Source organism: Micromonospora sp. NPDC004551 (assembly GCF_040609975.1).
Lineage (GTDB): Bacteria > Actinomycetota > Actinomycetes > Mycobacteriales > Micromonosporaceae > Micromonospora.
Genome location: NZ_JBEXLM010000001.1, coordinates 281,333 through 301,711, shown reverse-complemented (window position 1 = coordinate 301,711; position 20,379 = coordinate 281,333). Strand labels below are relative to the sequence as shown.

The 20,379-nt window shown below is 73.3% G+C and carries 16 protein-coding genes; 9 read left to right on the top strand and 7 right to left on the bottom strand.

What is annotated here, in order from left to right:
• Positions 1-54 precede the first annotated feature (54 nt).
• The 3 genes from ABZW14_RS01500 to ABZW14_RS01490 all read left to right on the top strand — a co-directional run bounded on the left by ABZW14_RS01500 (position 55) and on the right by ABZW14_RS01490 (position 6,194).
• Positions 55-2,382 (top strand): immune inhibitor A domain-containing protein, encoded by a 2,328-nt coding sequence (locus ABZW14_RS01500; RefSeq protein WP_355338003.1) that lies wholly within the window; start codon positions 55-57, stop codon positions 2,380-2,382.
• Between the two features lie 283 nt (positions 2,383-2,665).
• Positions 2,666-5,095 (top strand): immune inhibitor A domain-containing protein, encoded by a 2,430-nt coding sequence (locus tag ABZW14_RS01495; protein WP_355339357.1) that lies wholly within the window; start codon positions 2,666-2,668, stop codon positions 5,093-5,095.
• A gap of 166 nt (positions 5,096-5,261) precedes the next feature.
• Positions 5,262-6,194, top strand: a complete 933-nt coding sequence (locus ABZW14_RS01490; RefSeq protein WP_355338000.1) for an alpha/beta hydrolase — start codon at positions 5,262-5,264, stop codon at positions 6,192-6,194.
• 1 nt (position 6,195) lies between these two features.
• Here ABZW14_RS01490 and ABZW14_RS01485 read toward each other — a convergent pair whose 3' ends face one another.
• Positions 6,196-6,561, bottom strand: a complete 366-nt coding sequence (locus ABZW14_RS01485) for a hypothetical protein (RefSeq protein ID WP_355337997.1) — start codon at positions 6,559-6,561, stop codon at positions 6,196-6,198.
• On the bottom strand, positions 6,558-9,875 hold the full coding sequence (locus ABZW14_RS01480) for an SseB family protein (RefSeq protein WP_355337994.1): 3,318 nt from the start codon (positions 9,873-9,875) through the stop codon (positions 6,558-6,560). The genes ABZW14_RS01485 and ABZW14_RS01480 overlap by 4 nt, the downstream gene beginning before the upstream one ends.
• A 153-nt stretch (positions 9,876-10,028) precedes the next feature.
• Here ABZW14_RS01480 and mycP point away from each other — a divergent pair, with 153 nt between their 5' ends.
• Positions 10,029-11,234 (top strand): type VII secretion-associated serine protease mycosin, encoded by a 1,206-nt coding sequence (gene mycP / locus ABZW14_RS01475; protein ID WP_355337991.1) that lies wholly within the window; start codon positions 10,029-10,031, stop codon positions 11,232-11,234.
• A 68-nt stretch (positions 11,235-11,302) separates the two neighbouring features.
• Here the strand turns inward: mycP and ABZW14_RS01470 are convergent, their stop codons facing one another.
• Positions 11,303-11,596 carry a WXG100 family type VII secretion target gene (locus ABZW14_RS01470; protein WP_355337988.1) on the bottom strand — a complete coding sequence of 98 codons (294 nt, stop codon included), beginning with the start codon at positions 11,594-11,596 and terminating at the stop codon, positions 11,303-11,305.
• A 19-nt stretch (positions 11,597-11,615) separates the two neighbouring features.
• Positions 11,616-11,933, bottom strand: coding sequence for a WXG100 family type VII secretion target (locus ABZW14_RS01465; protein WP_355337985.1), 318 nt, complete (start codon positions 11,931-11,933; stop codon positions 11,616-11,618).
• Between the two features lie 234 nt (positions 11,934-12,167).
• Here ABZW14_RS01465 and eccE point away from each other — a divergent pair, with 234 nt between their 5' ends.
• The 4 genes from eccE (at position 12,168) to rarD (ending at position 15,908) form a co-directional block, all read left to right on the top strand.
• Positions 12,168-13,970: a type VII secretion protein EccE gene (gene eccE, locus ABZW14_RS01460; protein WP_355337982.1), complete on the top strand. Its 1,803-nt coding sequence runs from the start codon at positions 12,168-12,170 to the stop codon at positions 13,968-13,970.
• Between the two features lie 47 nt (positions 13,971-14,017).
• The gene (locus ABZW14_RS01455) at positions 14,018-14,404 is read left to right on the top strand and encodes a phage holin family protein (protein WP_355337979.1); all 387 of its coding nucleotides are present in this window, start codon (positions 14,018-14,020) and stop codon (positions 14,402-14,404) included.
• Between the two features lie 95 nt (positions 14,405-14,499).
• Entirely contained in the window at positions 14,500-14,988 is a 489-nt protein-coding gene (locus ABZW14_RS01450) for a GNAT family N-acetyltransferase (RefSeq protein WP_355337976.1), read from the top strand.
• Positions 14,985-15,908, top strand: coding sequence for an EamA family transporter RarD (gene rarD / locus ABZW14_RS01445; RefSeq protein WP_355337973.1), 924 nt, complete (start codon positions 14,985-14,987; stop codon positions 15,906-15,908). Before ABZW14_RS01450 ends, rarD begins: the two co-directional genes overlap by 4 nt.
• 7 nt (positions 15,909-15,915) lie before the next feature.
• On the opposite strand, the gene ABZW14_RS01440 is transcribed toward rarD, so the two are convergent.
• Positions 15,916-16,632 carry a zf-HC2 domain-containing protein gene (locus tag ABZW14_RS01440; RefSeq protein ID WP_355337970.1) on the bottom strand — a complete coding sequence of 239 codons (717 nt, stop codon included), beginning with the start codon at positions 16,630-16,632 and terminating at the stop codon, positions 15,916-15,918.
• A complete protein-coding gene (locus tag ABZW14_RS01435) occupies positions 16,629-17,144 on the bottom strand; it encodes a sigma-70 family RNA polymerase sigma factor (protein ID WP_355339354.1) in 516 nt (171 codons plus the stop codon). Before ABZW14_RS01435 ends, ABZW14_RS01440 begins: the two co-directional genes overlap by 4 nt.
• Before the next feature lie 221 nt (positions 17,145-17,365).
• On the opposite strand from ABZW14_RS01435, the gene ABZW14_RS01430 reads away from it, so the two are divergent.
• Positions 17,366-19,486 (top strand): PhoX family phosphatase, encoded by a 2,121-nt coding sequence (locus ABZW14_RS01430; RefSeq protein WP_355337967.1) that lies wholly within the window; start codon positions 17,366-17,368, stop codon positions 19,484-19,486.
• Positions 19,487-19,582: 96 nt separating this feature from the next.
• Here the strand turns inward: ABZW14_RS01430 and ABZW14_RS01425 are convergent, their stop codons facing one another.
• Positions 19,583-20,365, bottom strand: coding sequence for a helix-turn-helix domain-containing protein (locus ABZW14_RS01425; RefSeq protein ID WP_355337964.1), 783 nt, complete (start codon positions 20,363-20,365; stop codon positions 19,583-19,585).
• Positions 20,366-20,379: the final 14 nt, after the last annotated feature.

Sequence of the window (20,379 nt, the reverse complement as noted above, 5' to 3'; positions counted from 1 at the left end):
GCGATGGCTTTAGCTGTCTCTGTCGTGTAACAGATCCACAAAGGAGGAGGACCTTTGAGGAGACGAGTCACAGCGGGCCTGGCCTCGGCCGCGGCCGCGCTGCTGGCAGCCGGTGTCGTCACGGCGCCGGCGTCCGCCGCTCCGGCGGCGGAGGCCACCCCCGGCGCCGACAAGGCGAAGCACGGCAAGGACAACCTGCCCGATCCCAAGGCGGATCAGCAGCGGGAGCTCAAGAAGCAGGCGATCTCGGACCTGCTGCAGGGCAAGGCCAAGCTTCAGACGCGCAACGGCTCGAAGGTCATCCAGGTAAAGGACGACCTGTTCGTCGAGTACCAGCAGGCGCCGAAGGAAGACCCCATCTTCACGATGCTGGTCAACTTCGGCGACAAGACCGACCCGCGCGCCGGCGGCTCCGCCGGGCCGGTGGTCAACCAGATCCCGGAGCCGGACCGCAACTGGGACGGCAGCTCCACCGACGACAACAGCACCCTGTGGCGCTCCGACTTCCACCGCGAGCACTACATGGACATGTTCTACGGTGAGGGCGAGTCGTTCCGGGACTTCTACCTGAAGCAGTCCGGTGGTCGTTACACGGTCAAGGGCGACGTCAGCGACTGGATCACGGTGCCTTACAACGAGGCCCGCTACGGTCACAACGACGACCCGAACAACCCGAACGACAACATCTCCGAGGCCGAGGGCTACTGGAACTTCGTCCGGGACAGCGCCACGTCCTGGTACGACACCCAGGTCAAGGCCGGCAAGTCGGCCCAGGAGATCAAGGACTACCTCAAGCAGTTCGACGTCTGGGACCGGTACGACTTCGACGGCGACGGCAACTTCAACGAGCCCGACGGCTACATCGACCACTTCCAGGCGGTGCACGCCGGTGAGGGCGAGGAGGCCGGCGGCGGCGCCCAGGGCGAGGACGCCATCTGGTCGCACCGCTGGGCGGCGTTCACCAACCTCGAGGGCAAGGCCGGCCCGGCCGGCAACCTCGCGGGCGGTGTGCAGATCGGCGACACCGGGATGTGGATCCGTGACTACACCACGGAGCCGGAGAACGGTGGCCTCGGCGTCTTCGCTCACGAGTACGGTCACGACCTCGGTCTGCCGGACCTGTACGACACCGCGGGCGGCGACAACGGCACGGGCTTCTGGACGCTGATGTCCTCGGGTTCGTGGCTGAGCCACGGCACCGACGACATCGGCTCGACCCCGGGCTACATGGACCCGTGGTCGAAGCTCTACCTGGGCTGGCTGAACCACAGCACGGTCGACTACGGCTCGGGCACCACCCAGGTGACCCTCGGCCCGGCCGGCGACAGTGACGGGCCGAAGGCCCAGGCGGTCGTGGTGAACCTGCCCGACCAGACGCAGACCACGAACTACAACACGCCGTTCGGCGGGTCGTACGAGTGGTGGGGCGGCAGCGCGGACGACCTGAACTCCTCGCTGACCCGCACCCTGGACCTGACCGGCGCGACCACCGCGTCGATCACCTCCAAGCTGCAGTACGACATCGAAGAGGACTACGACTACCTCTACGCGGAGGTGTCGACCGACGGCGGCGCCACCTGGGCCGACGTGAAGAACAACCTCGTCGACGCGGGTGACAGCGGCATCGACGGTTCCAGCAACGGCGCGTGGGTCGACTCGACCTATGACCTGTCGGCGTACGCCGGCAAGACGGTGCTGTTCCGCTACCGCTACGCGACCGACGGCGGCGTGCACTTCGCCGGTCCGTTCCTGGACAACGTCTCGCTGACCAAGAACGGCACGGTCGCCTGGACCGACGACGCGGAGACCCTCGCCGCGGAGTGGACCGCCAAGGGCTGGACCCGGATGGGTGGCTCGGTCACCGCCAGCTACCCCCGCTTCTACATCGCCGAGAACCGGACCTACTTCGGTTACGACGACACGCTGCGGACCGGTGGCTACAACTACGGGTTCGCCAGCCGCCCCAACTGGGTGGAGCGTTTCTCGAACCAGCCCGGCATGCTGGTCTGGTACGTGAACTACGCGTACGGCGACAACAACACGTCGGAGCACCCGGGCTACGGCCTGAACCTGCCGGTCGACGTCCGGCCGGGCAAGATCCAGGTCGGCAACCAGGGCAACATCACCAACCGGCGTAACGGCTACGACGCCACGTTCAGCCTGTACACCAAGCCGGCGCAGACCTTCCACAAGAACGACGTGGCGGTCACCGTGCCGGAGCTCGCTCCGAACCCGGTGTTCACCGACAGCGGGATCAACAAGTACTGGAACAGCAACAACCCGTGGAACTCGGTGAAGGTCGCCGGCACCGGCACCAAGATCGAGATCCTGAAGCAGGGCACCACCCCGACCAGCGACATGGTCGTCAAGATCAGCAACTGATCGGGTAGCACCACCGGAGGGGCCGTCGGCGGGGACGCCGGCGGCCCCTTTCGCGTACCCCGGAACCTTTCGCCCCAGCTCACGGTGACCCGATCGACCGATCCGATGTGACGGTGAGGAGCGTTCCCAACAAATAGTTGCTACAAATCGACGCACCTGTCTTCCCACGCGTCACGGGACTGTCTATCTTCACCAGTGGTCCCACTTGTGGGACCTTCCACCGGCCCGTACCCCCGTAGGGCCGGTTCCCTCACACCGGAGGTACCACGTGCGCAAAGTCGCAGTGGGTCTGCTCGGGCTTTCGCTGACGGCGACGGGACTGGTGGCGGGCTCCGCCGCCGCCAGCGCGGCGCCGACCCCGAAACTGCCGGCTGCCGCTCCGGCGGTCGCCGAGCCGCAGGCCCCACACGATCTGCCGGACAAGCTCGAGGACAAGCGGCGGGCACTCCGCCAGGAGGGCCTCAGCGAGGTCCTGTCCGGCCGGGCCAAGGCCCAGAAGATCAACGGCAGCACCGTCGTCAAGGTCGGCGAGACCGCCGGCGGCGCGGCGGCGGCGGCCGGCGCCCGGACCGCCAACGCCAAGGCGGGCAAGAAGGACCAGTACGTCGAGCTGGCCCGGGAGCGGACCGACAAGATCTTCGTGATCCTCGCCGAGTTCGGCGACGAGCGCGACCCGGCCTACCCGGACAAGGACATCAACCCGGACATCGCCGGCCCGACCGGGTACGACGGCCCGCAGCACAACCAGATCCCGCAACCCAACCGGGCGGTGGACAACTCCACCGTCTGGCAGGCCGACTACAGCGCCGAGCACTTCCGGCAGCTGTACTTCGGCACCAAGCCGGGCGACGAGTCGCTCAAGCAGTACTACGAGGCACAGTCCTCCGGCCGCTACACGGTGGACGGCACGGTCACCGATTGGGTGAAGGTCAAGTACAACGCCGCCCGCTACGGCCGCTCGGACGACCCGAAGGCCGACGACGACCCGACGGGCGACCCGGCGGTCTGCGCGGACAACGTCTGCCCGAACACCTGGGACCTGATCCGCGACGCCGCCAACCAGTGGGTCGCCGACCAGAAGGCCAAGGGCCGCACCGACGCCCAGATCAAGGCCGACATGCAGTCGTTCGACCAGTGGGACCGGTTCGACTACGACGGCGACGGCAACTTCAACGAGCCGGACGGCTACATCGACCACTTCCAGATCGTCCACTCCGGCGGCGACCAGGCCGACGGTGACCCGCACCAGGGTGAGGACGCCATCTGGAGCCACCGGTGGGCGGCGTACAACACTTCCCGGGTCGGCCCGCCGAACTTCCCGATCGGCGGCACCCAGATCGGCAACACCGGCGTCTGGATCCGCGACTACACGATCCAGCCGGAGAACGGTGGCCGTAGCGTCTTCTACCACGAGTACGGCCACGACCTCGGCCTGCCGGACGACTACAACAACATCAACGGCGGCGACAACAACAACGAGCACTGGACCCTGATGGCCCAGAGCCGGCTCGGCGACAAGAACGATCAGGGCATCGGCGAGCGCGGTGGCGACCTCGGCGCCTGGAACAAGCTCCAGCTCGGCTGGCTCGACTACGAGGTGGTCAAGGCCGGGCAGAAGCGCACCCTGGACCTGGGCCCGGAGGAGTACAACTCCAAGAAGGCACAGGCCGCGGTCGTCGTGCTGCCGCAGCGGGAGTACACCTTCCAGTACGGCGCTCCGTTCGAGGGCACCAAGCAGTACTTCTCCGGCAACGACGACGACCTGGACAACACCATGACCAGGACGCTCGACTTCACCGGGAAGACCTCGGCGTCGCTGTCCATGAAGGGCCGCTTCAACATCGAGACCGGCTACGACTACCTCTTCTTCGAGGCGTCGCTGGACGGCGGCAAGACCTGGGCCGCGCTGCCCGGCACCGTCAACGGCAAGCCGATCCCGCCGGTGTCCAACACCGACCCGACGCCGGGCCTGACCGGCAGCAGCGCGGGCAAGTGGGCGGACATCAACATTCCGATGGACGCGGCGGCCGGCAAGGTCGTGCAGTTCCGCTTCCACTACATCACCGACGGTGGTGTCGCCTCGGGCGGCTTCTTCGGTGACGCCATCACCGTGACCGCCGACGGCCAGACCGTGCTCAGCGACGGCGCCGAGACCGGTGCCGGCGACTGGACGCTCGACGGCTGGAGCATCACCGGGGAGAGCTACACCCGGCTCTTCGACAACTACTACATCGCGGGCAACCGGTCGTACGTCTCGTACGACAAGTACCTGAAGACCGGCCCGTACTTCTTCGGCTACGCGAACACCCGCCCGGACTGGGTGGACCACTACGCGTACCAGGAGGGTCTGCTGATCTCGTACTGGAACCTCCGGTACGCGGACAACGACACCTTCGAGCACCCGGGTGAGGGCCGCAACCTCTACATCGACGCGCACCCGCGGCCGATCTACAACCTGACCGGCGCCCCGTGGCGGGCCCGCGTCCAGGTCTACGACGCGCCGTTCAGCCTGAAGAAGGCGGACTCGTTCACGCTGCACATCAACAGCCAGCCGCAGTACATCCGTGGCCAGGCCGCGCAGCCGCTGTTCGACGACACCAAGCAGTACTGGTACCCGGAGCTGCCGAACCACGGCGTCAAGCTCCCGGCCACCGGCGTCAAGATCAAGGTTCTCCAGCAGAACGGCACCTCCATGAAGGTCCGCTTCTCCTGAGCCGCTGATCACCGCTACACCCGCGATGCCCGGGCAGGTCACCTGCCCGGGCATCGCCCTTTCCGGGGCCCGGCCGGGCGCGGCCCGTCCGGTGTGTCCCGGAGAATCCCCTGATCCTGCGCACCTGCGGGGTCGTACCCACGCTGCCCGCCCTAGGCTGTGCCCCATGACCGACCAGCGTGGCGGACCCGTCGACGAGTCCTGCGTGCTCCCCGAGGGGCCGTGGACGCACCGGTTCGTCGGCGCGAACGGCAGCCGCTTCCACGTCGTCGAGGCCGGCACCGGCCCCATGGTGCTCTTCCTGCACGGCTTCCCCGAATACTGGTACGCCTGGCACGAGATGCTGCCGGCCGTCGCCGACGCCGGCTTCCGCGCGGTCGCCGTCGACCTGCGGGGTTACGGCGCGAGCGACAAGCCACCCCGGGGGTACGACGGTTACACCCTCGCCGCAGACGTCGCCGGGCTGATCCGCGCCCTCGGTGAGCGGTCGGCCACCCTGGTCGGCAGCGGCGCCGGCGGCCTCATCGCCTGGACCGCCGCCTCCTTCCACCCCACCCTCGTCCGGCGGATGGTGGTGCTCGGCGCGCCGCACCCGCTGCGCCTGCGGGCCGCCATCTTCGCCGACCCGCGCGGCCAGTTCACCGCGTCCACCCCCACGCTGAAGTTCCAGCTCCCCCGCTACGAGCATGTGCTGACCCGCGACGACGCCGCCGAGGTGGAGGCGATGCTGCGCCGCTGGGGCGGGCCGCGCTGGGTGAACGGTCCCGACTTCGAGGCGTACGCCCGGTGCTGCCGGGTGGCCATGCAGATCCCGCAGGCCGCGTTCTGCGCCATGGAGGGCTACCGCTGGGCGTTCCGGTCGGTGCTGCGGCTGCACGGCTACCGGTTCGTCCGGCTCATGCAGAAGCCGCTGGTCACCCCGACCCTCCAGCTGCACGGCGCGCTGGACCGGGCCTCGCTGCCGCGCACCGCCCAGGGCTCCGGCCGCTACGTCACCGCACCCTACGAATGGCGGCTGCTCGACGGGGTGGGCCACTTCCCGCACGTCGAGGCCCGGGACCTCGTGCTGGGCGAGATCCTGCGCTGGACGAAGTCCTGACTCAGACCCGCTGCTCGCGCAGGTCGGTCACCTCGTTCGCGGGCGCCCAGCCCTGGTAGACGCCGAAGTCGAACGCCTCCAGCCCCATCTTCTGGGCCACCGGCCAGCGGCCACCCGTGTACTCCACCCGTAGCCAGCCGTCGTGCTCCGCCAGCACGATGAACGGCTGCCCCTGCCAGGTGCAGGTGGTCCGCACGTACGCCAGGTCCTCGACCTCGGCGGCCGGCACCACCCGGACGTGCCGGCCGGGGCGTACCTCGGTGAAGCCCTCGCCCGGCTCCGGCTGGTACAGGCGGACGTCGGCGCCGTCGGGGCCGGCCTGGTACTCCCGGCCCCGCCAGCGCGCCACGTAGCCGTCGCGGGTCACGCGTCACCCGCCCTGACCCAGAGCAGCGTGTCGGTGTCCAGCACGGCGACCACCCGCTCGCTGCGGTCCGCGCCGACGCGCCACAGCTCGGCGCCGTGCGGGAGCCGAGCGCTGTCCACCTTGAACTCGGCGACCACGTCGCTGCTCTCCCCCGGCGCGAAGCCGTTGCCGCGGAACGGGGACCGCTCGATCACCCAGCCCTCCATGGCCCGCATCGCGGCCTCGTTCTGGCCTCCGTAGGGGATGCGGTAGAGGCTCGGCCGGTAGGCCGGCCAGCGGAGCAGGTAGATCTCCTCGGCGTCGCGGGCGAACGGCGAGCCGGGGTGGCCGAGACCGAGCGCGTCGTACAGCTCGGCCGGGCTGCGGAGGTGGGCCAGCTCGCTCGCCCGGTGCACGAAGCCGGAGACCCGGTCGTAGCCCCGCTCCAGGTAGTAGGCGAGCTGGCTCGGCGCGATCGCCTTCTGCATGGTGACCGGGCGCGTCGAATCGACCGGCGGCGGCGCGGGCCGCGGTTCCGCCGCCGGCTCCGGTGCGGTGGCGGGCGGCTCCGTCTCCGGGTCGTCGCCCAGCCCCACCTCGGCGGCCCAGTTGGCGAGCGCGAGGACCTGCTCCCCCGGGTACGTCGCCCCGACCGGTGTGCCCGGATTCACGGCGAACGACCAGCTCACGTCCGGCCAGCGGCGGATGAGCTGGACGAACTTGACCCGTACCGTCTCGACCGGGCCACCGGCACGGTCCGCCAGGCGCTCCGGCGAGGTGTGGACGACCACGTAGGTCCCATCGTCGATCTGCTCGGTACGCCACACGAAACCGGCGTCCCCCGGGCGGCTGCCCGGCGCCGATTCGGGGGCGACCGGCAGCAGCACCCGGGCCAGCAGCAGAGTGGTGAGGAAGCCGTCGGTGCTGCCGCTGCCGGCAGCGGTCAGCAGTTCCTCCTCCACCTCGTTCGCCGGCACGAACTCGGCCTGCGGGGCGCTGTCGGCGACGTCCCGGGCTGACGGGATGCCGGCGGCCGGCGGCTCCTCCGCGGCCGGCGCGAACACCGACGTGGCCGGCTCGTCCGCGGCGGTGGCCGGCCCGGTGGGCTCGGCCGACTCGAACAGCGACGTGGTCGGCTCGCCCTCGGCGGCTGTCGGCGCGCCCGGCGGGAATCCCGGCATGGTCGAGCGCGCAGACGGTTCGAACAGCGGCGCGGTCGGCTCGACCGGCGGGAACAGCGTCGTGGTCGGATCGGGCCCCGGAGCGGACGGCTCGAACAGCGGCTCGACCGGCGGGAACAGGGTGGTGGTCGGCTCGGGCGCCGGAGAAGACGGCGCGAACGGCGACGTGGTCGGCTCGGGCGCGGGCGAGGTCGGCGCGAACAGTGACGTGGTCGCGTCCGCGGCGGCATCGCGGTCGGACGAGGGCGGCGTCGATGGGGCGAACGGCGGCTCCACCAGCGGCGCGGTCGGCTTCTCCGCCGCCGGCGCGTCGGTGTCCGCCCCGGTCCCGGGAGGGGTGAACGGCGGCGGGGGCAGGTCGTCCGACGGGCCCGCCGCCACCCGGGCGGACGGGCCGAACAGCGGCACGGTCGGCTCGCCCGGCGGGCCGGCGGGCCGGGCTGCCGTGCCGGCCGCGAGATCGACGGTCTCGCCGGCCGCGGACCGGGCGGGGGCGGGCGAGAGGGGCGGGTCGACCGTCAGCGACAGGGTCGGATCGGTGGGGCCGGCCCAGGGCACCGTGGCATCGCCATCAGCCGCCGCCGTCTCCATCGCGGACGCGGCGGCGGGCACCGTGGGCACCGCGTAGGGCCCGGTCGGCGCACCCGGGGCGGAGCGCGGCGGCTGCTCCGCCGGCTCGGTCAGATCCCGGGACTCGATGACGGTGCCCTCGATGACGATCGGGGTGAAGCCCCGGCGCGGCGCGGGCGGGCCGGACACCGGCTCGGCGATGGACGGCGGAAGCTCCTCGGCGTCGGCGAGGTCGGCCGGGCTGGGGATCGGCTGGGTCCGCTCGTCGGAGCCCGGGGCGTCACCGGTGCCGGGGTGCCGGCGCGGCAGAACCTGGGTCGCCTCCGCGGGTGGGGCGGCGGGGCGGAACGGGCGGGCCGGTTCCGCAGGCCGGCTCGCCGGGGCCGGTTCGGCGGAATCCACCCGGAACGCCCGCGTCGGGTCCTCCGGCACCGGCTCGTTCAACGGCCGCCGGCGCGGGAACGGCTGGCCGCCACCGGCGAACCGGGACGGCGGCGTCGCCCGCTCCCCACCGCGGCGGGGCGCGTCCAGCGGCGAGGACCGCCGGGCTGCGTGGCCCGAGGCGGGCTCGAAGAAGGACCGGGCGGGCGGCGGCGCGGACTGGACCGACCGGCCGTTTGCAGGGTCGGGGCGGCCGGCGCCGGCGAACGGATCGGGCTCGTCGGGACGCCGACGCAGGTCGGTGAGCCAACCGGCGAGCTTGTCCTGGCCCGGATCGGCGGCGGGCGGGTCCGCGGGCCGCGCCTCGTCGGGAGCGCGGCGACCGAGCGGGCGGGGCGGCCGCCCGTTGGCCGGCTCGGGACCGGGAGCCGGCGGCGAGACCGGCAGATCCGGGCGGATTGCCGACGGATCCGGGCGGACGGCGGACGGGTCGCGGCGGCGGGCCGGCGGGACGGACGGCTCGGCGCGGAGAGCCGGCGGGATGGAGGGGTCGGCGCGGAGGGCCGGGGCGGACGGGTCGGGGACGCCGGCCCGGGTGCTCGGGGCGGGGACGGTCGGGATCGGGACTGTCGACGGTTCCTCGCCGACGGGCCCGGGTCCGTTGCGGACCGGCGGCAGCGGGCCGGGTGGGATCCGCCCTCCGGGCACCGGCGACGGCGGGACGTCCCGCCCGGGGGCCGACGGGCCACCCCGGGCGGCCCGGGCGGCGCTCTCCACCCGCTCCAGGCGGGCCCGGGCGCCCATGGTCCGGCCAGGCAGCCGCACGTCACCCCGGGCGAGCTGCGCGACGAACCAGGCCGGCAGGTAGCCCTCGATCGGCAGCCCCGGATTGACCGCCAGCCACCACTCGTGGTTGGGCCAGTCCGTGGCCAGCTCGGCGTACGCGACACGGCGGGTGGTGCCGGCGTTCTCGCCCAGGCAGGCGCGCAGCGCGGTGGCGGAGGTGAAGGCCAGCACGTGCGTCCGGCCCCCGGTGGTCCAGGTGCCCCAGCCCGCCGGGCCCGGCCCGGAGATCGTCTCCGCGGCGACCGGCAGGTGCAGCTCGACGCGGGTCAGGATGCGGAAGTAGAGCTGCTGGTCCTGCGCGCGCAGCGCGTCGCGCATCGCCACCTCGGCCTCGGTGGCCGGCTCCCATCCGGTCACGGCCACCTCTCCTTCCGTGAACAGGCCACAGGCATCGCCTACAACCTACAAGGTGGTAACAAGATCACAAATGCCTGGATGTCGCCGGTCGGCCGGGCCGCCGGCGAGGCGCTAACATCCCGTTCCGGAGTCGACACGATACGGAGGCCGTCGATGTCCCGGCCCACCGCGCGACCGGCCCTGGCCGCCCTGGCGACCCTCCTCCTCACCGGGCTGCCGGCCGCCCCGGCCTCGGCCCGCGGGCCGTCGGGCTGCGCCGCGCCACCCGCGCCGGCCCGACCGGTGGCGGAGCAGCCGTGGCCCCAGCAACGGTACGCGCCGGACCGGCTCACCCCGCTCGCCACCGGCGCCGGGGTGGTGGTCGCGGTGGTCGACTCCGGGGTGGACCGGTCCCATCCGCAGCTCACCGGCCGGGTCCTCGACGGCGCCGACTTCCTCGATCCCGGCGGCGACGGCACCCGCGACTGTGCCGGGCACGGCACCGGCGTCGCGAGCCTCGTCGCCGCCGCGCCCCGGCCCGGAGTGTCCTTCCGCGGGCTCGCCCCGAACGCCCGCATCCTGCCTGTACGCGTCAGCGAACAGCAGGTGGTCGACGGGCGGGAGTCGGGGCGTACGGTCGGGGCGGCCGAGTTCGCCCGGGCCATCCGCTGGGCGGTGGACCACGACGCCGACGTGGTGAACCTCTCCGTCGTGCTGTACGCGGACCACCCCGCCGTACGCGCCGCGGTCGCCTACGCGGTCCGGCGGGATGTCGTGGTGGTGGCCGCCGCCGGCAACCTGCACGACAGCGGGGACCCCCGGCCGTACCCGGCCGCGTACAACGGGGTGCTCGGGGTGGGGGCGATCGGGGCGGACGGCAGCCGTGCCACGTTCTCTCAGACGGGCCCGTACGTCGACCTGGTCGCTCCGGGCGCGGACGTGCTGATGGCGGCGCCCGGCCAGGGTCACCGCAGGGCGGAGGGGACCAGCTACGCGGCGCCCTTCGTGGCCGGCACCGCGGCGCTGCTGCGCCAGTATCACCCCGAGCTGAGCGCGGCGGAGATCGCCCGGCGGATCGTGGCCGGCGCCGATCCGGCCCCGGGCCGCGGCGACGGGTACGGCGCCGGGGTGCTCAACCCGTACCGCGCGGTGACCGAGTCGCCGGTCGTCGCCGCCGGTCGCCCCCGAGCCGGGGCCGCGCTGCCGGCGGACCGGCCCGACGGGGCGGAGCTGGCCCGGCAGGCCCCCCGCACGTCGGCCCGGGGCAGGGCGCTGCTGGTGGCCGGCGCGGCCGGGGCAGCCGCCCTGGTGGTGGCACTGCTCGCCGTGGTGCTGCCGCGCGGGGCGCGCCGTCGCTGGCACCCAGCCGGCCCGGCCTGACCTGTCGGTAACACGTGCATGCCGCGGCGGGCGGCACGGACGGGAGCGCCCGTGCCGCCCGCCGGCGACTACTGGAACAGGTTGACGTTGCGCTTCTCGGTGTCGAGGTAGTCGGCCGCGGAGTCCTCCACGGCCAGCTTGATGTCGCGCAGCATGGCCTGGAGGTCCTGCGAGGCGGCCCGCCAGCGGGCCTGCCGCTGCTCGTAGGCCTCGCGCGCCTCGCCGGACCAGCTCGCCACCAGCGGGGTCGCGTCGCGTTCGAGCTGCCCGAGCTGGGTTTCGAGGGTGGTCAGCGCCCTCTGGATGTCGGCGCCGGCCTGTTGCAGGGCGGCGAAGTTGACGACCAGCACACCGTGGTCCATCGATCGGTCCTTCCGTGCGTCAGAGGGGCAGCTGGATGCCGCGGTTGGTTCCCGCCACCCGGCCGGCGGCCTCGGTGTCGGACACGTCGTAGTGCCGGCCCGCCGTGCGGATCGCCGTCGCGGTCTCCCGCAGCGCCCGCTGCAGGGCCGCCTGGTCCTGCGCCCACTGCTGCTTGACCTGCTCGAAGGAGCGCCCGCCGGCGCCGCGCCAGGCCTGCTGCAGGACCTCCAGCTCGGCCATCAGGCCGCTGAGCATGGTCTGCAACGACTGGTCGACCTGCTCGAACTTCGCGGCGGTGTGCTGCATCACCGCGGCTTCTGCCTGAGTCTGGGACACCCCGGACGTCACCTCGTCTCCTCGGTCGTGGCTGGTCGCCGGAGCGACCACCGTGGACTCGCCGGAGCGCGCCACCGGAGAAGGGGGCAGGGGACGGCGCGCGCTCGGCGGAACTCGTCGCTGACGGTAGCCGCCCGACTCCGCTTCTGCTACCCCCTCGGGCTCCCCTGTGGACAGCGAAGCTCTACGATGAGCCACTGCGGCGTCACACGGCGAACAGGCGGAGGAGGTGCGGTGAGCGCGACCCACACCGTTCCACCGGTGTCCGCCGGCCCACCACATCGGACGCACCGGCCGGCACCGCCGGTCCGGGCCGGGCAGGTGGTGGCCGCCCAGGTCGCGGTGGCCGCGCTGGTCGCGGGCGTCGGCCGGGGCGTCCTCGTGACCGCGGCCGCCCTGCTCCTGGCGGCGGTGCTGGTGCCCGCCGCCTGGGTCCGGGTCCGGGGCCGCTGGCTCTTCGAGTGGCTCGCCGTCGGCACGGCCCACCTGACCCGGCGGCGCGCCCTTCCGGCCGCCTCCGGGCCGGCGGCGCTGCTGGAGCTGACCCGCCCGGGCGCGGCGGTGCACGAGGCGGAGCTGGCCGGCGGTCCGGCGGCGGTGCTGGAGGACGCCGCCGGGTTGACCGCGCTGCTGGAGATCGGCGACCCGGACGACCTGCTCGGCGACGGCCCGCAGGAGCTGCCGTCGCCGCTCGGCCTGCTGCCCCCGGCCGGGCCGGAGAGTCCACCGGTGCGGATCCAGCTGCTGTGCTCCGCGTCGCCCGCGCCGGCCCCCATCGCCGGGGCGGGCACGGCCGGCACCTCCTACCGGCAGCTCACCGACGGACGGCTGGCGGGCCGGGTCCGGGTCGTGCTGGCGGTCCGGGCGCTCCGGGCGGACGGCTGGTCGGACGACGAGCTGCGCCGGAGCCTGTCCGGCACGGTCCGGCGGATCGTCCGCCGGCTCGGCCCGCTCACCGGTCGCCCCCTCGGCGGCCCCGCGGCGCTGCGTGTGATGGCCGAACTGGCCCACCACGACGGGGCGCCCGTCCGGGAGAGCTGGCCGGCGGTACACGTGGGCGGGCTGCCGCAGGCCACCTGGCGGCTGCGCCGCTGGCCGGAGCCGCGCACCGACGCCGCACGGCGATTCGTGCCCCGGCTGCTGGCGCTGCCGGCCACCGCCACCACCGTCGCGCTCTGCGTGGGTCCGCGTGCCGGCACGGAGTCTGTGCCCACGCCGGCCGAGCTGACCGTGCGCCTGGCCGCCCACACCACGGTCGAGCTGTCGGTGGCCGAGCGGGCGCTGCGCCGGCTCGCCGGAGACCTCGGCGCCGACCTGCGCCGGCTGGACGGCGAGCACCTGATCGGGCTGGCGGCGACCCTGCCGCTGGCGGTGGCCCGGCCGGACGCCCCGCCGATCGGGCCCGAGCCGGCCGACCTGGAGTTCGCCCTCGGCGAGTCCGGGTTGATGGTGGGCGCCAACCGGCACGGCGGCGCGGTGACCGTACGCCTGTTCCGCCCCACGACGACCCGGCTGCTGCTGGTGGGTGGCGTGCGCGCGGCCCAACTGCTGACCCTGCGGGCGCTGGCGCTCGGCGCGCGGGTGGCGGTGCAGACGACGCGGCCCCGGGTCTGGGAGCCGTTCGTCCGGGGCCTCGGCACGCCGGGCGGGGCGGTGCCGCTGGTCCCGCCGGGGCGGCCGGTCGGCGGCGCGCCCGGCTCCCCGCTGAGCCCCCTGCTGCTGGTGGTCGACGCCGGCCCGGTGCCGCCGGAGGCCGGCCCGGCGGCGGCGTGGCAGTCCGTCCTGATGGTCCGCGACGAGCTGACCCCGGCCGACACGGCCGCGCTGGCCCGCGCCGACCTGGCGATCCTGCAACCGCTCGACCCTGGCGAGGCGGCGCTGGCCGGCGCGGCGCTCGGCCTGGGCGGCTCGGCGGAGTGGCTGACCCGGATCCGCGACGACATGGTGGCCGTGGTCAACCGGCGGGCGCTGCGCTGGGCGCTGCTCTCGCCGACGCCGATCGAGTCGCAACTGGTCGGTCGACCGGTCCGGCACTGAGCCCGCACGGGTTCCGCGAGTCGACGCGGCGTGGCACGATCCCGGCCATGGATTTTCTGAAGGGTGTCCTGATCCGGCTGGGCACGACGGCCGTGGCGTTCTGGTTGGCCACGCTGCTCATCCCGGGCATCAAGCTGAACTCGGATTCGGCCACCGAGACGGTCATCACGCTGGTGCTCGTCGCGGCGATCTTCGGCGTGGTCAACGCGGTGCTCCAGCCGATCATCAAGACCGTCGGCTGCGGTTTCTACCTGCTGACCCTCGGCCTGATCGCGCTGGTGGTCAACGGCCTGCTCTTCCTGCTGACCAGCTGGATCGCCGGTGAGGCCGGGCTGCCGTTCCACGTGGACGGCTTCTGGCCGGCCGCTGTGCTGGGCGCGCTCTTCGTCGGCATCGTCACCTGGATCCTCGGCGCCGTCCTCGACCGCGACTGATCCCGCACCACCCGCCGATTCCCGCCCACCGGCCCAGGCCAGTGGGCGGGAATTGGCTGGCGAGGCCCGGTGCGGCCGCAACTAGGGTCGGAGGGGTGTTCACGCTGACCCGCTCCGACGGCTACCTGCTCAGCACCGATCCGGACCGGCTCGACCTGGACCGGGTGCATCACTGGCTCTCGACCGACGCGTACTGGGCGCTCGGGCGGGACCGGGACACCGTGAGGCGCGCCTTCGCCGGCTCGATCGGCTTCGGCGTCTACCGGCCCGGTGACGGGCGGCAGGTGGCGGTGGCCCGGGTGGTCACCGACCGGGTGACCTTCGCCTGGCTCTGCGACGTCTACGTCGACCCCGCCGAGCGCGGCCGGGGGCTGGGCACCTGGCTGGCCGGCGCGGTTCGCGACCACCTGGCCGAGTGGGGCGTACGCCGGATCGTGCTGGCCACCGCCGACGCGCACGAGGTCTACGCCAAGGTCGGTTTCACGCCGGTCGAGCCGGGCCGCTGGATGGCGTACGACCGGCGGGTGACCCAGCTCACCGGAAAGGACCAAAGCGCGGGTTCACCACTTACGGTGGAGGCGTGAACCAGACCCGTCTCGGCTACCTCTACGGCTTCGGCGCGTACCTGATCTGGGGTTTCTTCCCGATCTACCTGAAGCTGCTCCGCCCGGCCGGTCCGGTGGAGATCCTCGCGCACCGGATCGTCTGGTCGGTGGTCTTCGTGGCGCTGGTGCTGGCCGCCATGCGCAACATCGGCTTCCTGCGGGCGCTGGCCCGGCGACCCCGGGCCCTGGCCGCCATCACGGCCGCCGCCGCCCTCATCGCGGTCAACTGGGGCACCTACATCTACGGGGTGAACTCCGACCGGGTGGTCGAGACCGCCCTCGGCTACTTCATCAACCCGCTGGTCGTGGTGCTGATCGGCGTCTTCGTGCTGCGGGAACGGCTGCGTCCCGCGCAGTGGGCGGCCCTCGGCGTGGGTGGCGTCGCGGTGGCGGTGCTGACCGTCGACTACGGCCGGCTGCCCTGGCTGGCCCTCGTGCTGGCCTTCAGCTTCGCCGGCTACGGGCTGGTCAAGAAGCGGCTCGGGCTGCCCGCCGCGGAGGGGCTCTTCGTCGAGTCCGCGGTGCTGGCCCTGCCCGCGCTGGCCTACCTCGGCTGGCTGGGCACGCAGGGCGAGGCGACCTTCGGGCACGGCTCGGCCGGGCACACCGTGCTGCTGGTGCTGGCCGGCGCGGCCACCGCGATCCCGCTGCTGCTCTTCGCCGGGGCGGCCAACCGGCTGCCGCTGACCGGGTTGGGCATGTTGCAGTACCTGGCGCCGATCCTCCAGCTCGGCTGCGGCGTGCTCGTCTTCCACGAGCCGATGCCGCCGGCCCGCCTGGCCGGGTTCGCCCTGGTCTGGCTCGCCCTCGTGGTGTTCACTGCGGACGCCGTCCGCCACACCCGCCGGACCCGCGCCCGGGCGCGGGCCGCCGCCCCGGTGCCCGCCGGGGCCCGCTGACCGCACCTCAGCGGGCGTCGTAGGCGAGCACCGGGGTGCCGTCGGCGCGGACCAGTTCGAGGCGCACCAGTTCCCCGTGCGTGAAGTGGGTGGCGCCCACCACGCGGACGTTGTCGCCGGGGGCGGCCAGCCAGGTGCCGACCTGCTCCGTCGCGCCGTCCGGGCCGTGCGCCACCAGCCGGAAGGTGTACGCCTCGCGGTGCCCGGCGCGCAGGTCGTAGCCGCAGCGCATGGTGACCTCGGTGCCCCACCGCTTGTCGGTGAGGCCGACCTCCGCGTGCAGCGGCACCGCACCGGCGACCGGCCGCATGGCCGTCATGGTCACCGGCGCCGTGGCGGTGGCCGTGGCCGTCGCCGTGGGCGGCGCAGCGGCCGGCGGGCGGACCAGGGACACCCCGACGCCGGCCAGCACGGCGAGCACGGCCGCGGCGAGGGCGGTCAGCGCGTACCGCCGCCGGGACCGGGACCGCTCGCGGCGCCGGCGGTCCCGCGCGGCGTCGAGCAGCGCGGGCACCCGGGAGGTCTCCGTGGCGGACGGCAGGAACTGCTCCAGCCCGGCTGGGTCGAGCCGGCCCAGCAGGCCGGGCAGCACGGCGATCTCGGCCACCGCCTCGCGGCAGGACGCGCAGCCGGCCAGGTGCCGCTCGTAGGCGGCCCGTTCGGCGGGGGCGAGAGCACCCAGGACGTACGCGCCGTCGTCGTGCTCGAACTCGCAGCGCGTCATCCGGTCACCCCCATCTCGGCCAGCACCAACCGTAGTGAGCGCAGCGCGTAGTGGGTCCGCGACTTCACCGTGCCCGGCGGCACCCCGAGCCGCGCGGCCGCCTCCGCCACCGACCGCCCCTGGTAGAAGCACTCGACCAGCACCTCCCGGTGGGTCGGGCTGAGCCGGTTCAGTGCCTCGGCCACGGTCCACGCCTCCACCGCGCGCTCCGTCTCGTCGACCGTCTCGGCAGGTTCGGGCAGTTCGTCGGTGTAGACCTCGCCGACCCGCGTGGACCGCCGGCGCCAGGCGTCGATGGCCAGGTTCCGGGCGGTGGTGAAGAGCCAGGCGCGGACCGAGCCGCGCCGCGGGTCCAGCGACTCGGGATGCCGCCAGGCCCGGAGCAGCGTCTCCTGCACCAGGTCCTCGGCGCGCGACCGGTCGCCGTTGACCAGCCGGAGAGCATGCGCGAAGAGCGCGTCGGCATGCTCGTCGTGCAGCGCGCGCAGCAGTTGGGCGTCGTGGTCGCTGATGGCGGTACCTCGCTTCCGGCGGCGGGGAGACCGGCGATGCGTTCGCCCCTTGATACGTGCCGTGACGCCGAACGGTTCAGCCGCAGGTCACGCCGCAGCTGTTCACGCCCGGTTCATGTTCCCGCCGGTGGCCGCTCACCGCACCCTGGCAGGGTCCGGCCCGTACGCGCGTCCAGCCGATCCGGGCGCGCCACCGACGTCCGATCAGGAGGCTCCACCCCATGAGCGACCGTCCTCGGCTGCTCCCGCTGCTGGGCGCCACCCGCCACGGCGCCCGGGACGCCATGACCTGCCTTTACCGGTGCGGCAACGCCTGCGACCACCCGGTGCCGAACCGTTCCGACAACCCGTACTTCGGGGATCTGGTCGACGCCGAGGTCTCCCGGCGCGGCGTGGTCCGGGCCGGCGCCGCCGGCGCCCTGGTCCTCGGCTTCGGCGGCGCCGTCGCCGGCGCCCTGGCCGGCGCGGCCCCGGCCGCCGCCGCTCCCGCCGCCCCCGCCGCCCCCGGGGCGGGCGAGGCCGCCGCGCCGGCCGGCGGCGTGGGCAGCGGCGCGCTGACCTTCAAGCCGATCCCGCCGAACAAGCTCGACACCCTGGTCGTGCCGAACGGGTACGACCACGCCGTAGTGATCAAGTGGGGTGACCCGGTGGTGCCGGGCGCGCCCGCGTTCGACGTGCACGCCCAGACTGCCGCCGCGCAGGCGACGCAGTTCGGCTACAACAACGACTTCGTCGGGGTGCTGCCGATCGACCGCAAGCGCGCGCTGCTGGTGGTCAACCACGAGTACACCAACGAGGACCTGATGTTCCCCGGCTTCACCAGCCAGGACGCGCTCTCGGTGGAGCAGCTGCGGGTGGCGATGGCCGCGCACGGCATGTCCGTGGTGGAGTTGGAGCGGGTCGACGCCACCGGGCAGTGGCGGCCGGTGCGCAACGGCCGCCGGCAGTACAACCGGCGGGTCACCGCGCTGGCCACGAAGTTCGAGCTGACCGGCCCGGCCGCCGGCTCGGCCTGGCTGCGCACCGCCGCCGACCCGAAGGGTCGTACGGTCGTCGGCACCCTGAACAACTGCGCCGGCGGCGTCACCCCGTGGGGCACCGTGCTCTCCGGCGAGGAGAACTTCAACCAGTACTTCGTCGGCGGCGACGGCGCGCCCGAGGAGCTGAAGCCGAAGCTGCTCCGCTACGGCATCCCGACCGACGTGCGCTACCCGAGCGGCAGCCGCAAGTGGGAGCGCGCCGACGAGCGCTTCGACCTGGCCAAGCACCCGAACGAGGCGCACCGGTACGGCTGGGTCGTCGAGATCGACCCGTTCGACCCGGAGAGCCGCCCGCGCAAGCACACCGCGCTGGGCCGGGTCAAGCACGAGGGCGCGAACGTCATCGTCGCCAAGGACGGGCGCGTGGTCGCGTACATGGGCGACGACGAGCGCTTCGACTACCTCTACAAGTTCGTCTCGGACAAGAAGTTCATGCCGGGCAACTCGTGGGTGGCCCGCAAGCACAACCTGACCCTGCTGGAGTCGGGCACGCTCTACGTGGCCGCCCTGGAGGGCAACAGCGCCGCCGAGATCGACGGCACCGGCAAGCTCCCCACCGATGGCGCGTTCGACGGCCGGGGCCGCTGGATCAAGCTGGTCAGCGGCAATCGCTCGTACGTCGACGGGATGACCGCCGCGGACGTGCTGACCTTCACCCGCCTCGCGGGCGACAAGGTCGGCGCCACCAAGATGGACCGTCCCGAGGACGTCGAGCCCAGCCAGCTCACCGGCAAGGTCTACGTGGCGCTGACCAACAACACCGACCGGGGCAAGGCCGGCAAGGCGGCGGCCGACGAGGCGAACCCGCGCAACCTCAACAAGCACGGGCAGATCCTGGAGCTGGTCGAGGACCGCGGCGACAACACGGCCGAGACCTTCGCCTGGTCGCTGCCGATCGTCTGCGGCGACCCGACCGACCCGTCCACCCACTTCGCCGGGTACGACAAGACCAAGGTCTCCCCGATCTCCTGCCCGGACAACGTGGCCTTCGACGCCACGGGCAACCTGTGGATCTCGACCGACGGCAACGCTCTGGGCAGCAACGACGGCCTCTTCGCCACCGCCGTCGAGGGCCCCGAGCGGGGTCACCTGAAGCAGTTCCTCACCGTGCCGCTCGGCGCGGAGACCTGCGGCCCGTTCATCACGAAGGACAACCGCTCCGTCTTCGTGGCCGTGCAGCACCCGGGCGAGATCACCGGCGCCTCGGTGGAGAACCCGGCCTCGACCTGGCCGGACGGCGACTTCGCCAAGCCGGGCGTGGTCGTCGCCTGGCGCCTCGACGGCCACCCGGTCGGCAGCTGACGTTCCTCCTGGCGGTCCGGCGCTGGACCGCCTGCGTTGGGCCCCTTCCCCCGCCGGGAAGGGGCCCTTCGCGCGTTCCCGATGCGCTATGGCGGCTCAGGTGTCGGCGGCGATGCCATCGGCGACCGCGCGGGCGACCGTGAGCAGCTTGGCGCGGACCACCCGGGCGGAGGTCATCATTTCGCTGGCCGGCAGCGCGCAGGCCAGCACGACCCGGCGCTCGATGTCCTTGTCGGGAGTGACCAGGACGGCCGCGCACGCCACCCCCTGCCGGAACTGCCCGAGCTCCAACTGCATCCCGCGCCGGTCGCCGGCGGCCAGGTCGGCCTCGAACGCCTCGGTGGTGGTGAGGGTGGCGCCGGTGAACGGACGCATGCCGTATTCCCGCAGGTAGCGGAAGCGCTGCTCCGCGGTGAGGGTGGCCAGCAGGCTCTTGCCGAGCGCCGTGGCGTGCGCCCCTTCGTCGAAGCCCGGCACCAGATCCTCCAGGTACGGCGAGCGCGGCCCCTCGGCCACCGCCGTGACCGCCACCTGGCCGCCCACGAACCGGCCCAGGTAGTGGCTCCAGCCGGTGTCGACGGCGGCCCGCCGCAGGGCCTCCCCGACCGGCGGCGGCCCGCGGAACGCGGTGACCAGCTCGCGGTAGCGGTCGGCGACCTCCAGCCCGACGATGTACGTGCCGTCCTCCCGGCGGATCACGTAGCCCTCGTAGGCGAGCGTGCGCACCAGGTGGTAGGTGGTGGCGACGGTCAGCTCGCAGCGGCGGGCGATCTGCTTGACGGTGAGGCCCTTCGGGGCACGGCCGACCGACTCGAGCACTCGTAGCGCGCGGGAGACACTTCGGATCAGGTCCGAAGGTTCCGCCAAGGGGTCACGCACAACCACCTCCGCCG